The 13,158-nt window shown below is 61.8% G+C and carries 13 protein-coding genes; 6 read left to right on the top strand and 7 right to left on the bottom strand.

What is annotated here, in order from left to right; genetic code table 11:
* The first annotated feature begins 72 nt into the window (after positions 1–72).
* Entirely contained in the window at positions 73–876 is an 804-nt protein-coding gene (locus DOM27_RS11040) for an amidohydrolase (RefSeq protein WP_110656036.1), read from the top strand.
* Positions 877–878: 2 nt separating this feature from the next.
* Positions 879–1,580 carry a pseudouridine synthase gene (locus DOM27_RS11045; protein ID WP_110656037.1) on the top strand — a complete coding sequence of 234 codons (702 nt, stop codon included), beginning with the start codon at positions 879–881 and terminating at the stop codon, positions 1,578–1,580.
* Between the two features lie 127 nt (positions 1,581–1,707).
* Here DOM27_RS11045 and DOM27_RS11050 read toward each other — a convergent pair whose 3' ends face one another.
* The 6 genes from DOM27_RS11050 to gloB form a co-directional block, all read right to left on the bottom strand.
* Positions 1,708–3,291 (bottom strand): ABC transporter ATP-binding protein, encoded by a 1,584-nt coding sequence (locus tag DOM27_RS11050; RefSeq protein WP_110656038.1) that lies wholly within the window; start codon positions 3,289–3,291, stop codon positions 1,708–1,710.
* Positions 3,288–4,406: an ABC transporter permease gene (locus DOM27_RS11055; RefSeq protein ID WP_110656039.1), complete on the bottom strand. Its 1,119-nt coding sequence runs from the start codon at positions 4,404–4,406 to the stop codon at positions 3,288–3,290. The genes DOM27_RS11050 and DOM27_RS11055 overlap by 4 nt, the downstream gene beginning before the upstream one ends.
* Positions 4,406–5,491 carry a microcin C ABC transporter permease YejB gene (locus DOM27_RS11060; protein WP_110656040.1) on the bottom strand — a complete coding sequence of 362 codons (1,086 nt, stop codon included), beginning with the start codon at positions 5,489–5,491 and terminating at the stop codon, positions 4,406–4,408. The genes DOM27_RS11055 and DOM27_RS11060 overlap by 1 nt, the downstream gene beginning before the upstream one ends.
* A 9-nt stretch (positions 5,492–5,500) precedes the next feature.
* Positions 5,501–7,366: an extracellular solute-binding protein gene (locus DOM27_RS11065; RefSeq protein WP_110656041.1), complete on the bottom strand. Its 1,866-nt coding sequence runs from the start codon at positions 7,364–7,366 to the stop codon at positions 5,501–5,503.
* A gap of 194 nt (positions 7,367–7,560) precedes the next feature.
* Positions 7,561–8,724 carry a transglycosylase SLT domain-containing protein gene (locus DOM27_RS11070; protein ID WP_110656042.1) on the bottom strand — a complete coding sequence of 388 codons (1,164 nt, stop codon included), beginning with the start codon at positions 8,722–8,724 and terminating at the stop codon, positions 7,561–7,563.
* A gap of 78 nt (positions 8,725–8,802) precedes the next feature.
* On the bottom strand, positions 8,803–9,570 hold the full coding sequence (gloB, locus tag DOM27_RS11075; RefSeq protein ID WP_110656043.1) for a hydroxyacylglutathione hydrolase: 768 nt from the start codon (positions 9,568–9,570) through the stop codon (positions 8,803–8,805).
* 241 nt (positions 9,571–9,811) lie between these two features.
* Between gloB and DOM27_RS11080 the strand changes: the two genes are divergently transcribed.
* From DOM27_RS11080 to nudC, 4 genes are all read left to right on the top strand, one after another.
* A complete protein-coding gene (locus DOM27_RS11080; RefSeq protein WP_245392677.1) occupies positions 9,812–10,687 on the top strand; it encodes a methyltransferase domain-containing protein in 876 nt (291 codons plus the stop codon).
* A gap of 59 nt (positions 10,688–10,746) precedes the next feature.
* Entirely contained in the window at positions 10,747–11,205 is a 459-nt protein-coding gene (gene rnhA, locus DOM27_RS11085; RefSeq protein ID WP_110656045.1) for a ribonuclease HI, read from the top strand.
* A 69-nt stretch (positions 11,206–11,274) separates the two neighbouring features.
* Entirely contained in the window at positions 11,275–12,024 is a 750-nt protein-coding gene (gene dnaQ, locus DOM27_RS11090) for a DNA polymerase III subunit epsilon (RefSeq protein WP_110656046.1), read from the top strand.
* Positions 12,024–12,791, top strand: a complete 768-nt coding sequence (gene nudC, locus DOM27_RS11095) for an NAD(+) diphosphatase (protein ID WP_110656047.1) — start codon at positions 12,024–12,026, stop codon at positions 12,789–12,791. The genes dnaQ and nudC overlap by 1 nt, the downstream gene beginning before the upstream one ends.
* A 10-nt stretch (positions 12,792–12,801) precedes the next feature.
* On the opposite strand, the gene DOM27_RS11100 is transcribed toward nudC, so the two are convergent.
* A complete protein-coding gene (locus tag DOM27_RS11100) occupies positions 12,802–13,122 on the bottom strand; it encodes an SCP2 sterol-binding domain-containing protein (RefSeq protein WP_110656048.1) in 321 nt (106 codons plus the stop codon).
* Between the last annotated feature and the right edge of the window lie 36 nt (positions 13,123–13,158).

Raw genomic sequence — 13,158 nt, forward strand, 5'->3', positions numbered from 1 at the left:
GCCGGGGGCTGACGGCGATCGGGCGAAATCTTTCCACGCTCGCCGCGCAATGGGATTCGAAGGAGTAACGTCATGACTGAACTACGCGTGAGTCTGGTGCAGAGCGAACTGCACTGGGAGGACCCCGAAGCCAATCGCCGTCTGCTCGAAGATCGCATGGGAACGTTGGATGGTGGCCAGACCGATGTGATTGTGCTGCCGGAGATGTTCGCCACCGGGTTCACGATGAATGCCGAGACCATGGCCGAGCCTGCCGAAACCAGCTCGACGCTCGAGTGGATGCGCCTTCAGGCCCGTGAGCGGGCGTGCACTGTGACCGGAAGTTTGGCGATCGTCGAGGGCGGCAACTGCTATAACCGCCTGATATGGATGACGCCGACAGGGCAGATGACCGTCTACGACAAGCGTCATTTGTTCCGAATGGGCGATGAGCCCAGGCACTACGCTGCGGGCTCGCGACGCCAGATAGTCGAAATCAAGGGCATGCGCGTCATGCTGTCGGTCTGCTACGACCTGCGATTCCCGGTCTGGCTACGCCAGCAGCCGACCGCCGATCAGCCCTTCGAATACGACATACTGCTTTGCGTCGCCAACTGGCCTGCGCCACGTCGACACCCTTGGCGCACGCTGTTGCAGGCACGCGCAATCGAGAACCTGAGCTACGTCGTGGGCGTCAATCGCGTCGGTGAAGATGGCAACGGCTTGCCCTACGCCGGAGATTCGATGGTCGTGGACTTCAAAGGCGAGCCCATCGTCGATCATTCGCCGAATGAAACGTTCGTCGAGACGGCCACGCTTTCCAACGATGCGTTAAAGACATTTCGCGACAAGTTCCCGGCGTGGCAAGATGCCGACACTTTTCATTGGGGTGACTGACAATGCGGTTGGATCGATTTCTTAGCGAGGCCACGGAACTCACGCGCAGCCAGGCCAAGCGTGCGCTGCGCCAGTTCGAGGTTAGCGTTGATGGTGAGGTGACACGAGACGCCTCGTTTCAGGTATCCGACGACCAGATGGTGCAATGGCAGGGCGAGACGCTGGAGCGGGTCGGCTGGCGCTACCTGATGATGCACAAGCCGGTCGGCGTCGAGTGCTCTCTTCGCCCGACGCATCATCCTTCCGTGCTGAGCCTGATCGATATTCCTCAGATCGAGCGGGTGCATCCGGTAGGGCGGTTGGATCTCGATACATCGGGCCTATTGCTGATCAGCGACGATGGCAAGTGGACGCACCGCGTGACCACGCCCAACCGCGCCTGTGTAAAGCGCTATCGGGCGACATTGGGTGAACCTCTGGCAGCGGGCGAGGCGGAGCGCATCGCGGAACGGTTTGCCGAGGGCGTCGAATTGAACGGCGACGACAAGCCGACCCGGCCGGCTACCTTCGAAGCCGTAACCGATACCGAAGTGCTGATCGGCGTCACCGAGGGACGCTACCACCTGGTCCGGCGCATGCTGACGGCGGTAGGGCATACTGTCGAAGCCCTGCACCGCGAAGCGATCGGCCCGCTGGAGCTCGATCCCGATCTCGAACCGGGCGAGTGTCGTTATCTGCGCCCGGAAGAGATCGCTGCGTTTTAAGGCAGCTTAAGCTTCGAGCGGACGGATAATTCGAGCTAATCGCTCGATAGACGTTCTATGGGATTAGAGTTTATACCGTTATCTTTGATTCGCAGTGTCATCAAAATAACTTCAAAAAGACCGTCGATCAGGTCAGTGAAGAAGCGTCGATCAGTGCTCGAGTGTAAGCCGATTGAGGTGCCTCGAGCAGCGCTTCGCACTGTCCCTGTTCGACGACTTTGCCCTCTTTCAATACCAATATCCGGTGAGCCATCGCGCGCACCACGGCAAGGTCGTGGCTGATGAACAGATAGCTGAGGCCATGTTTGGCCTGAACATTGCGCAACAGCTCGATCAGCTGTTTCTGCACCGTGCGGTCGAGTGCCGAAGTGGGTTCGTCGAGTACCAATAGCTTCGGCTTGAGAATCAAGGCGCGCGCGATGGCGATACGCTGGCGCTGACCACCCGAAAATTCATGCGGATAGCGGTGGCCGCAATCCGGCGGCAGGTCGACTTCCCGCAGCGCTTCGGTGATTCGTTCGGCCACGATGGTTTGATCAAGCTCGGGGTGGTGAAAACGCAGGCCCTCGCTGATGATATCGGCGACCGGCATGCGCGGAGACAGCGAGCCGTAAGGGTCCTGGAATACAATCTGGAAACCGCGCCGCTGGCGCCTGAGTGCGTCTCCGCCCAATAAGTCCAGACGCTGGCCGGCAAAATGGATTTCACCGCTGGCCGGCAGCAAGCGAATCAGCGCCGATGCAAGCGTCGTCTTGCCGGAGCCAGATTCACCGACCACGCCGAGCGTCTCTCCTTGACGCAGCTGCAGCGACAGCGGTTCGACCGCGACGAAGGCGGACGGCCGGGGCCGCAGGAACGGTTTGGGTCGGGGAAAGACGATGCTCACGTCGCTGGCACTCAGCAGCATCGCGGCATTGCCTGCCACTGGCGGCGGCCGGCCGGCCGGTACGGCGTCGATCAGCTGTCGCGTGTAGGCCACCTGCGGGGTTTCAAAGACGGCTGTCGTAGCGCCAGTTTCCACGCACTCGCCATGACGCATGACGACAACACGGTCGGCATGACGGCGCACAAGATTGAGATCGTGGCTGATCAGCAGCAGGCCCATGCCGTAACGATCACGCAGATCGTCCAGTAGCGCCAGAATCTCCTGCTGGACCGTCACGTCCAGCGCGGTAGTGGGCTCATCGGCGATCAATAGCTGCGGGTCGTTGGCGATCGCCATGGCGATCATCACTCGCTGGCGCTGTCCGCCAGAGAGCTGGTGAGGCCAGGCCGTCATCAGTTCGTCGACTCGGGGTAATTTGACCTGCGTCAGCAGCTCCCTGATGCGGCGCTTGGCGGCTTCGCCTCGAAGCCCCTGATGCAACCGGAGCGTTTCACCCAGCTGCCTGCCGACGTTGTGCAGCGGATTCAGCGATGTCATCGGTTCCTGAAAGATGAATCCGATCCGTCCGCCACGCAGGGCATTCCATTGTCGAGGTGGAAGTTTACCGAGATCGCGACCGTCGAAACGCCGTTCGCCCTCGATATCGGTGCCCGTGGGCAGTAATCCCAGAGCACCCAGTGCGCTGACTGACTTGCCCGAGCCCGATTCCCCGACCACGGCCACCGTTTCGCCGCGATCGACGTGCAGATCCAGCGAGTCGACCGCGATATGACTCCCGAAGCGGATAGTCAGTTGGCGCAGTTCGAACAGTCGGTTGTCACTCATGGCAGGCTTCCCTGACGCGGGCTCTCGGCCGGGGTGTGTGATCCTGAGGATAGGGGGCGCTTGACCTGATTCGCGGTGAGGATGTGCCGCGGGTCGAACGCGTCGCGAAGCCCTTCGCCGATGAACACCAGCAGCGACAGCATCACACTCAGGGTGATGAAAGCGGTGACGCCGAGCCATGGCGCCTGCAGGTTGTTCTTGCCCTGAGCGACCAGTTCCCCCAGCGACGGCGAGCCCGGTGGTAGACCAAAACCGAGGAAATCCAGTGCCGTTAGTGTGGTAATGGCGCCGGTGAACAAAAACGGGATGAAAGTCAGCGTGGCGACCATCGCATTGGGAAGTACATGCCGACGCATGATCAAGCGAGAGGGCAGCCCCATGGCCCGTGCAGCTCTCACATACTCTAGATTTCGAGCGCGCAGAAATTCGGCCCGCACGATATCGACCAGGCCCAACCACGAAAACAACAGCATGATGCCCAGCAACCACCAGATGTTGGGTTCGACCAGGCTGGCCAGAATGATCAGCAGGAACAGCATCGGTAACCCGGACCAGATCTCGATCAGACGCTGGCCGACGAGATCGATCTTGCCGCCGAAATAACCCTGGACGCCGCCGATCACGACACCCAGGAAAATCGAGCCAACAGTCAGCGCCAGGGCGAAGGCAACCGATAGCCGGAATCCGTAGAGCACGCGAGCGAACACGTCGCGACCCTGATCGTCGGTTCCCAGCCAGTGGCGGCTGCCGGGCGGCGAGGGAACCGGCCCGCGTACGCCGCGGTCAAGGGTCTGATAGGAAAACGGCACCGGCGGCCATAGCATCCAGCCGTTGTCGGCGATCTGGTCGTGGACGACCGGGTCGCGATAGTCCGCGGTCGTCGGCAGGAAACCGCCGAATTCGGTTTCCGGATAATCCACCAGCAGCGGCACGTACCAATGGCCGTCGTACTGCATCACGATCGGCTTGTCGTTGGCGACCAGCTCGGCGCCCAGGCTGACGATGAACAGCAGGCCGAAGATCCATAGCGACCAGACGGCGCGCCGATTGCCACGAAAGACCTGAAGACGTCTCTGCGTGATTGGCGACAAGCGCCGGCGATGGCTCGATGTCATCACGACTCCCGGGTGCCGAAATCGATGCGTGGGTCGACCCAGACGTAGGTCAAATCCGAGATCAGCTTGAGTACCAGCCCGATCAGCGTGTAGAGATAAAGCGTGCCGAAGATCAGCGGATAGTCGCGCTGCATCACGGCCTCGAATCCCAGCAGGCCGAGGCCGTTGAGCGAGAAGATCACCTCGATCAGCAGCGAACCGGTAAACAGAATCCCGATCAGCGCCGAGGGCAAGCCGGCGATGATGATCAGCATGGCGTTACGGAAGACGTGGCCGTACAGCACGCGACGGTCCGACGCACCCTTGGCCCTTGCCGTGAGAACATACTGCTTGTGAATTTCGTCGAGGAAGCTGTTCTTGGTCAGCATGGTCAACGTCGCGAAGCTACCGATGGCCGACGCGAGGACCGGCAGTGTGATATGCCAGAAATAGTCCTGAATCTTGTCGAGCAGCGACAGCTCGCTGAAGTTGGACGACGTCAGCCCCCGCAGTGGGAACCAGTTCAAGTAACCGCCGCCGGCGAACACCACGATCAGCAGAATGGCGAACAGGAAGCCGGGAATTGCGTAGCCGACAACCACCGCACCCGACGACCAGACGTCGAAGGCGCTGCCGTGGCGCAGCGCTTTGCGAATGCCCAGTGGGATCGAGATAAGATAAACCAGCAGCGTGGTCCAGAGCCCCAGCGAGATCGATACCGGCAGTCGGTCCAATATCAGATCGGTTACCGGCTGGCCGCGGAACAGGCTGTCGCCGAGATCGAACGTCGCATAGTCCTCGAGCATCAGCCCGAAGCGCTCCCAGGCCGGCTTGTCGAAGCCGTATTCCTGAGTCAACTGCTGCCGCAATTGCTCGTCGACGCCCTGAAAGCGTTGAGCGCTGTCGCTGTTGCCGCCACCATTGTTACCGTCAGCGCCACCACTTTCGAGACCGGTGCTGGCGTTACTGTTCAGACCCTCGAAACGAGCCATCATCTGATCGATGGGGCCGCCCGGGGCGGCCTGAACGATGAGGAAATTGAGCAGCAAGATACCCAGCAGGGTGGGAATCATCAGCAACAGACGGCGAACGATATAGCTGGCCATGATCGGCAATCACTCCTGACCGCGCTGACGCGCGGTAACGGCCCGAGCGCGCTCGGTGTCGACCCACCACACCGTGAAGTCGGGGGTATAGCTCGGGAAGGGTTTGGGATAGTCGAACTTGTCCCAGACCGCGACGCGAGTGCCGTCGAAATTCCACTGTGGAACCACGTAGAAGCCCCACTGTAGAACGCGATCGAGCGCGCGCGAGGCAATGTCCAGCTGCTCGCGGCTGTCGGCCTGAATCAGTTGGTCGACCAGCGCGTCCACTACCGGATCATGGACGCCCGCCAGGTTTCGGCTCTGCGGTACATCGGCATACTCGCTGGTCCAGAAGTCCCGCTGCTCGTTGCCGGGATTGGCCGACTGCGGAAAGCTGCCGACGATCATGTCGAACTGAAACCCTCGCAGGCGGTTGAGGTATTGATTGACGTCGACCACCCGGATCTTGCTCTGGATGCCGAGCCGCTCCAGGTTGCGCACGAACGGTTGTGTGATGCGCTCCCACTGGCTGTCGTAGAGCAGGAATTCGAGCGTGAACGGCTGACCGGTGTCGAGGTTGACGAGTTTGCCGTCTTGCACGTCGTAACCGGCCTCGCGGAGCAGGTCGAGTGCCTTTCGCAGCCGGGGGCGAAGTGCCTCCGGCTGGGGTATCGGCAGTGGCTGGTCGAACACGGCATCGGGTAGTTGGTCTCGGAAGGGCGCAAGCAACTCCAGCTCGTCGTCATCGGGCAATCCAAGGGCGGCCATCTCCGAGTTCTGGAAATAGCTGTCGGTGCGCTGATAGGCCCCATAGAACAAGTGCTGGTTGAGCCAGTCGAAGTCGAATACCAAACTCAGCGCGCGTCGCACTCGTGGGTCCGAGAGCTTGTCGCGCCGCGTATTGAAGACGTAGCCCTGCATCCCCGCGGGTTGGCCGTCGGGAACGATGACCCTCTGAATCGCCCCGTCCTCGACGGCCGGCGTGTCGTAGGCGGTTGCCCAGTTCTTGGCACTGCTTTCGATGCGCATGTCCAACGCGCCGGCGAGAAACGCCTCGAGCGCCACGGATTGATCGCGGAAGTAATCGTAGATCAGCCGGTCGATATTGTAGCGTCCACGATTGAGCGGCAGATTCTTGCCCCAGTAATCCTTGACCCGGCGATAGACGATGCGCCGGCCGGGATCGACCTCGGAGATCTCGTAGGGGCCGGAGCCCATCAGCTTGTCGAGCGTCGGTTTGGTGAATTCCCGGTCCTGCCAGTAATGCTGGGGCAGTACCGGTAGCTGACCCAGGATCAGCGGCAGCTCGCGCGACTGATTGTTCGAGAACTCGAATCGCACGGTACGCTCGCTGAGCGCCGAGGCCGATTCGACGCTGGCGTAGTAGGCTCGATAGAACGGTGAGCCTTTGCCGCGCAGCAGGCGGAAGCTGAACACGACGTCCTTGGCGGTCACTGGCGTACCGTCGTGAAACCGCGCCTCCGGCCGGATATCGATCTCCATCCAGTGGCGATCGGGATCGAGGCGAATGCCGCCGGCCAGTAGTCCATACATGGTGAAAGGCTCATCGGCGCTGGATTCCATCAGCGTGTCGTAAATCTGGCTGAGCCCATCCGCAGGCGTGCCCTGAATGATGAAGGGATTGGTGGAGTCGAAGCTGCCGTTGGCGGCCCGACGCAGCGTGCCGCCTTTGGACGCGGCAGGGTTGGCATAGGGTAGGTGGTCGAAGTCGGTAGGCAGCGCCGGGTCGTCATAGAGGGCGATGGCATGGACGGTCGGCACGCGATCGCTGTCGCTCTCAGCCGTGGGTTGGCTTGACGGCGCATTTGCCGACACCGACAGCGGGAGGGTCAGCGCCAGCGTGGCGGCGGCCAGCAGCCATCGGAATCTAGTCATGATCGACTTCCTTTCGTTGCTGTGCCGGTCTGGACGGAAGACGCTCTGGAGCGTGCGTGGTGTCGCGAATCGTCACTTTGTGAATCGCCACTCTGTGAACCGCCGCTTAGAGGATCCGGTGTGCCGTGCATCGTAATACCGGCAGTCGTCTTGCCGCCATTCGTTGTAACCTCGATCGCGGCCATGTCAAAGGGTTATCGGTCGCTACCATTTTGTGCCAGCGTCGTGGCGGGGACGGCCAACGTCTGTCCGATGCGGATGGTGCTGCCGCGTAGATCGTTTTCCCGCCGAATTTCGCCAACGCTGGCGCCGAACCGTGCGGCGATGCCGGAAAGTGTATCTCCACGCCGCACCACGTAGCGATTGAGGGCCGTACGCTCCGAGGCCGGCAGGGCCGCAAGGTTGGCGAGAAAATGCTGCTTGACCGCGACGGGAACGAGGATCGTGGCATCGTCGCGAGGGCGCGTCGACGCCCGCTTGAACCCAGGGTTGAGCTGGCGCAGTGTCTGGGGATCGACGCCAGCGAGCTCGGCGGCCAGTGACAGTGTCAGCGGACCATCGGTGGCGACCTGAGCAAATTGGGCGCTATCGGGGATCGTCGGCAACACCACGCCGTACTGCTCCGGCTGCGCAATCACTTCGGAAAGCGCCAGCAGGCGCGGAATGTACGCCATGGTTTCGGCGGGCAGACGCAAATGCCAGTAATCGATCGGTTCGCCGCGATTGGCGGCAGCCTCTCTGGCCGAATTCACGGTGCCCGCGCCGGCGTTGTAAGCTGCCAGCGCCAACAGCAGATCGCCATCGTACCAGCGGTCAGCCTGCTGCTGAATGTAGCTCATCGCGGCAGCGGTGGCGGCGACGACATCGTGGCGACCGTCGTACCAGGCCGTGCGCGACAGGCCCATGGCGTCGCCGGTCGCGGGCATGAACTGCCATAGGCCAGCGGCGCCGCCAGGGTTGGTGGCGGTAGGATCGTAGCCGCTCTCGATGAAGGGCAACAGGGCGATCTCGCCAGGCAGATCGCGAGACTTGAGCTGCAGAGTAACCCAGCGCAGCCAGGGTTTGGCCTGGGCCGCCACGCGCTCGACATGCTGAGGGTGGTCTCGATACCACTCCAGCCACTCGGCAACTCGGGGGTTGGCCGTTTCGTGGGAAAGGCGAAACTCCTTGCGAAGGCGGAGCCAGGCATCGGGCGTACGATGCTTCTGAAGTGTCAACGATGACCAGAAGGTGCGCGGGGGGGCACTGGCCTGGACATCGACGCCGCTGCCCGCGATGGCGGTCACGGGCATGACGGAAAGTAGCAGGCTGCCTGCCAGGCCAAAGAAGACCTGGCAGCGCCTCGATCGGTAAATCATGTGTTCGACAATCCTTGATGACGCTGTCGCCGAACCGGATCGGCCGAACAGCGAGTAACCTCGTCTTGCATCGCGATGCTAGAAGCGATCTTTCCACGCCCGTAGGCTGGCAAAAGCCTCTGTATCGTTATCGGCAGCTCCTCGCTGACGTAAAGTCTCGAGCAGCCCAGGCTCGGCGATGCGCAGGAACGGGTTGATCTGGCGTTCGCGTGCAAGGGTCGTCGGCAGCGTCGGGCGGTCCAGGTCACGGGCGGTCTGACACTCCTTCCGGTAGGCATCACGGGCTGCATTATCGGGTTCGGCCGCTGCAGCGAAGGCGAGGTTGGCGAGCGTGTATTCATGGGCGGCAAATACCAGCGTATCTTCCGGCAGCGCCTCGAGCTTGGCCAGCGACTCGCGCATCTGTTCGGGAGAGCCTTCGAACAGGCGCCCGCAGCCGCCGGAGAACAGCGTGTCGCCAGCGAACAGCAGTCCCGGTGTTCCGGGAGCGTAGAAGGCGATATGATCCAATGTATGGCCGGGTACGGCGAACACGTCGAAGTGCCGCCCCAGGACGCGACAGCCGTCGCCTTCGCCAACGCGATGGTCGATGCCGGCAATGGCGTCGTTATCGGGACCGTAGACCTGCGGAGAGTAACGTTCGATCAGCTCGATCAGCCCACCGGTGTGATCCCGATGATGGTGAGTGATCAAGATGGTGTCCAGTATCAGGTTTTCCTGCTCGAGCCAGGCGATGACGGGTTCGGCGTCGCCCGGGTCGACGACGACAGCGCGATTCTGGGCATCCTGACGCATCACCCAGATATAGTTGTCCTGCAACGCGGGAATCGGTTTCACGGTCAACATGTGGCATCCTTCTGCGGCAGGTTCGTTCATCGCTTTTAGCGCCCGGGTTTCCAACGTCGATGATTTCGGCGTCGAAGGCGAATGTCGCTCAACCATGGCTCTGATCCACGCGCTGCGCGTAGGTTCCCTAGTCGCCTAGAAATGAACTTCCGCTGCAGGAGCCGGTGACGAACCGCCGTTTAAAAAGCGATAACCTTGGGGAGTAAAGTCGGCCGTGTCAATCTCGCCACCCGATCAGGGTTTGCAAGCAGCCGTTCGCGAAGGACGCCGATTCTGGGAATCCGCGCCCGGCCTCGCGCTGTGGCGGGCCGAGCGCGCGTGCCTGGGCCCGCACTGCGAGCAACATCGTGGCATTGTCAGTCTGCAGTTGGGCATGGCGCCATTGATGAGCGATATGTGTCCGATTCGCTATGCGCTGGACTGGGCTCCGACGTCCGATCTCGTTCGTAGTGACAACAGCCTAGTTTGCCTCCCCGATAGCCTTCCGCTTGCCGATGACAGCCTCGACCTGGTGTTGCTGCACCATCTGCTCGAGGCCGTCGAGCGTCCGCATCATGTCCTGCAGGAAGCCGCGCGGGTTACGCGCGCTGACGGCCGTCTGCTGGTCTTTGGCTGGCATCCGTTCGGCCCGAGCGGTCTCCGACGCCGACAGCGGCCCGCTCCGTGGCAACAGCAGTGGCGCGCCCCCGGGCGTCTGCGCGACTGGCTGGCGTTTGTCGACTTCGAGATCGAGCGGGTAGACTACTGCGGTTTTCGGCTACCTGGTCGCGCCAGTGGAAGCGATCGACTCGAGACGCTGGGCCGGCGCTACAATTTGCCGCTGGCCTCGGCATACTTGCTGGTCGCGCGGCGGCGAAGCATCCCGGTCCAGCCAATCAAGGTGCGGGAGCCGGTGCTCGGTGGCAACAAATCCGGTGCCTGGTTAGGACTTGCCAAGGAGACGGCGCACGCGCGCGGCCGCGGTGCGGAAGACCCTCCTCGGGGCCCCAAACCTTTGCCCCGTCAAGCGGCGCACGAGGTTGCCGATAGCGATCAATGTGGCGCGACGACCCGGGATTATGTCAACGCCAACGGTAGCGGCGTCGCCCGCGCTCGCCCGTCCCGCACGACCGCCTGACCTTAGAGTCACATCAACAGAGAGTTTACGTCTTGCCTGCTTCAGAACCCGATTCGACGATGCCCGCCGTGACAATTTATACCGACGGCGGTTGCCGGGGTAATCCCGGCCCCGGCGGCTGGGGCGCATTGCTGGTCTCCGGTCGTCACGAGAAGCCCTTGAAAGGGGGTGAGGCCGAAACCACCAACAACCGCATGGAGCTGATGGCCGCGATTCAGGCGTTACGGGCGCTGGACCGGTCCTGTCGCGTCGCCCTCTGGACCGACTCCCAATATGTTCGCAAGGGCATCACGGAGTGGATTCATGGCTGGCAGAAGCGGGGCTGGAAAACCGCGGCCAAACAGCCGGTAAAAAATGCGGAACTGTGGCGGGAATTGCTTGCGGAAACGCAGCGCCACGTCATCGAGTGGCATTGGGTCAAAGGGCACAGTGGCCATCAGGGCAACGAGGCCGCCGATCGACTGGTCAATGAGGCGATCGATGAAGTCGTGGCGGCGCGGCGGTCTTCGGAACGTTGAGCCTGCGCCGAAATACGCTTTTCCCCGAATTACCAGTGACAGCCGCCAGATACAAGCGAGGATAACGGTATGCGCCAAATCGTCATGGACACGGAAACCACCGGTATCGATCCGCGAGAAGGCCATCGCATCATCGAAATCGGCGGTATCGAGCTGGTCAATCGCCGGTTCACCGGACGGACCTATCATCAGTATGTCAACCCGCAACGGGAGATCGAAGCGGAGGCCGTCGAGATTCACGGCATTACCAGCGAACGGGTCGCCAACGAGCCCGTCTTCGCGCAAATAGCCGATGAGTTATGGGAGTTCATGCGCGGCGCGCAGCTGGTGATTCACAATGCGCCGTTCGACGTCGGTTTTTTCGACCACGAGTTCAAGTTGCTGAAGGCGGCACGAGGGGAACCGGTGCTGGGTCCGGTTGCCGAGCACTGCAGCGTTCTGGACACGCTGAAGATGGCGCGTCAGATGCATCCCGGGCAGCGCAATAGTCTCGACGCTCTGTGCAAGCGCTACGACATCGATAATGGGCAGCGGGTACTTCACGGCGCGTTGCTGGACTCCGAGATCCTGGCCGAAGTCTATCTCGCCATGACCGGCGGCCAGACCGCGCTATCGCTGGCCGGGAACGACACCAGCGATAACCGTGAATCCGGTGGCGCCAGCGGTAGGCGTCAGGTCGAACGCAACGGTTCGACACTTGCCGTGCTCAAGCCGAGCGAGGCTGAATGGGAAGCTCATCAGCAGCGTCTCGAGCAGATACGTCAAACGGCGGGTCAGTGTCACTGGGATGCCATGAATCTGCCGGAGTCTCGACACTGATGCTACAGCGCGAGATGCCGCCGGCAGATGCCGTGGGCGGTTGGCTATTGCGCATGAGCGATAGCGGTGTGGCCCCGGAAGCCGGCGAGATGCTGGTCCACTGCGAACGCTGGCCTGAACGAGCGCTACCGTTGGGATACTGGCTAGGCGAACCCGTCGCCGTGGTGCTCGAGGCGGGGACTGATGACTGGCCGGCGTTTCGTGATTGGCTGGCGCAGCTGTCGGCAGCGCAGAGCGAACTGTTGGCAACTGCGCTGCAGGTCACACGCTGGGAGCGGGATCATCGTTTCTGTGGTCGCTGCGGACAGGCCACGCGTCGACTCTCTCACGAGTTCGCGATGCAGTGTGACAACTGTGGCCTGCGCGGCTATCCGCGTATTTCGCCGTGTATCATTACGCTGGTCACTTACGGCAAGGACATGCTGCTGGCCCGGAGCCCGCGGTTTCCGCCTCAGCGCTACTCGACACTAGCCGGTTTCATCGAGCCGGGCGAAGCGGTCGAGGCTGCGGTCAGGCGAGAAGTGATGGAAGAAGTGGGTATCGATGTCGGCCGCGTCAGCTTTTTCAAGAGTCAGTCGTGGCCGTTTCCGCACTCGCTGATGATGGGATTCTTTGCCGAAGCGGCCAGTCGTCGCATCCGCATCGACGGAGAGGAAATCGTCGATGCGGCCTGGTTCCGTCCGGACAAATTACCGCAGCTTCCGCCGGCCTACTCGATTTCTCGCCAATTGATCGAAACCCACTGCGGTGCGGTCGCGGTGCGTTGAGCGCAGCAGCTCACGCCTTGGATTTGCCGAACAGTTTGGGCAGCCGGCTGGCAAGACCGATGTCTCCCTTGACCTTGACCTTGCCCGTCAGCAACGCCTGCATCGTGTTGAGCTCTTTCTTGACCAGTGCCATCAGTGTCCCGGTGTCACTGATGATGGTAACGCTGGGGTCCGGATGACGACCGGGCTGGATATCGAGCGCGCCGTGATCGATCGTCATGTGATAATCATCGACGTCGTCGAGATCGAATTGATAGACCGCCGACACCGATTCGGCTGCTTCGGGGTCGAACCGCGCGCGGAGTTTGGCGATCAATTGCTGGTCTTCCATGAAGGTTTCTCCCGTCACAAAACGCTAAGCAAATCA

The organism is Salinicola halimionae (assembly GCF_003206065.1).
In the GTDB taxonomy this organism is placed as follows: Bacteria; Pseudomonadota; Gammaproteobacteria; order Pseudomonadales; family Halomonadaceae; genus Salinicola; species Salinicola halimionae.

Bases quoted from the DNA above. Each gene is read 5' to 3' on its own strand.
- nudC (WP_110656047.1), top strand. From the start codon at position 12,024: ATGCTACAGCGCGAGATGCCGCCGGCAGATGCCGTGGGCGGTTGGCTA.
- DOM27_RS11060 (WP_110656040.1), bottom strand. From the start codon at position 5,491: ATGGCCAGCTATATCGTTCGCCGTCTGTTGCTGATGATTCCCACCCTG.
- DOM27_RS11070 (WP_110656042.1), bottom strand. From the start codon at position 8,724: ATGATTTACCGATCGAGGCGCTGCCAGGTCTTCTTTGGCCTGGCAGGC.
- gloB (WP_110656043.1), bottom strand. From the start codon at position 9,570: ATGTTGACCGTGAAACCGATTCCCGCGTTGCAGGACAACTATATCTGG.
- DOM27_RS11045 (WP_110656037.1), top strand. From the start codon at position 879: ATGCGGTTGGATCGATTTCTTAGCGAGGCCACGGAACTCACGCGCAGC.
- DOM27_RS11100 (WP_110656048.1), bottom strand. From the start codon at position 13,122: ATGGAAGACCAGCAATTGATCGCCAAACTCCGCGCGCGGTTCGACCCC.
- DOM27_RS11065 (WP_110656041.1), bottom strand. From the start codon at position 7,366: ATGACTAGATTCCGATGGCTGCTGGCCGCCGCCACGCTGGCGCTGACC.
- rnhA (WP_110656045.1), top strand. From the start codon at position 10,747: ATGCCCGCCGTGACAATTTATACCGACGGCGGTTGCCGGGGTAATCCC.
- DOM27_RS11040 (WP_110656036.1), top strand. From the start codon at position 73: ATGACTGAACTACGCGTGAGTCTGGTGCAGAGCGAACTGCACTGGGAG.
- DOM27_RS11055 (WP_110656039.1), bottom strand. From the start codon at position 4,406: ATGACATCGAGCCATCGCCGGCGCTTGTCGCCAATCACGCAGAGACGT.
- DOM27_RS11050 (WP_110656038.1), bottom strand. From the start codon at position 3,291: ATGAGTGACAACCGACTGTTCGAACTGCGCCAACTGACTATCCGCTTC.
- dnaQ (WP_110656046.1), top strand. From the start codon at position 11,275: ATGCGCCAAATCGTCATGGACACGGAAACCACCGGTATCGATCCGCGA.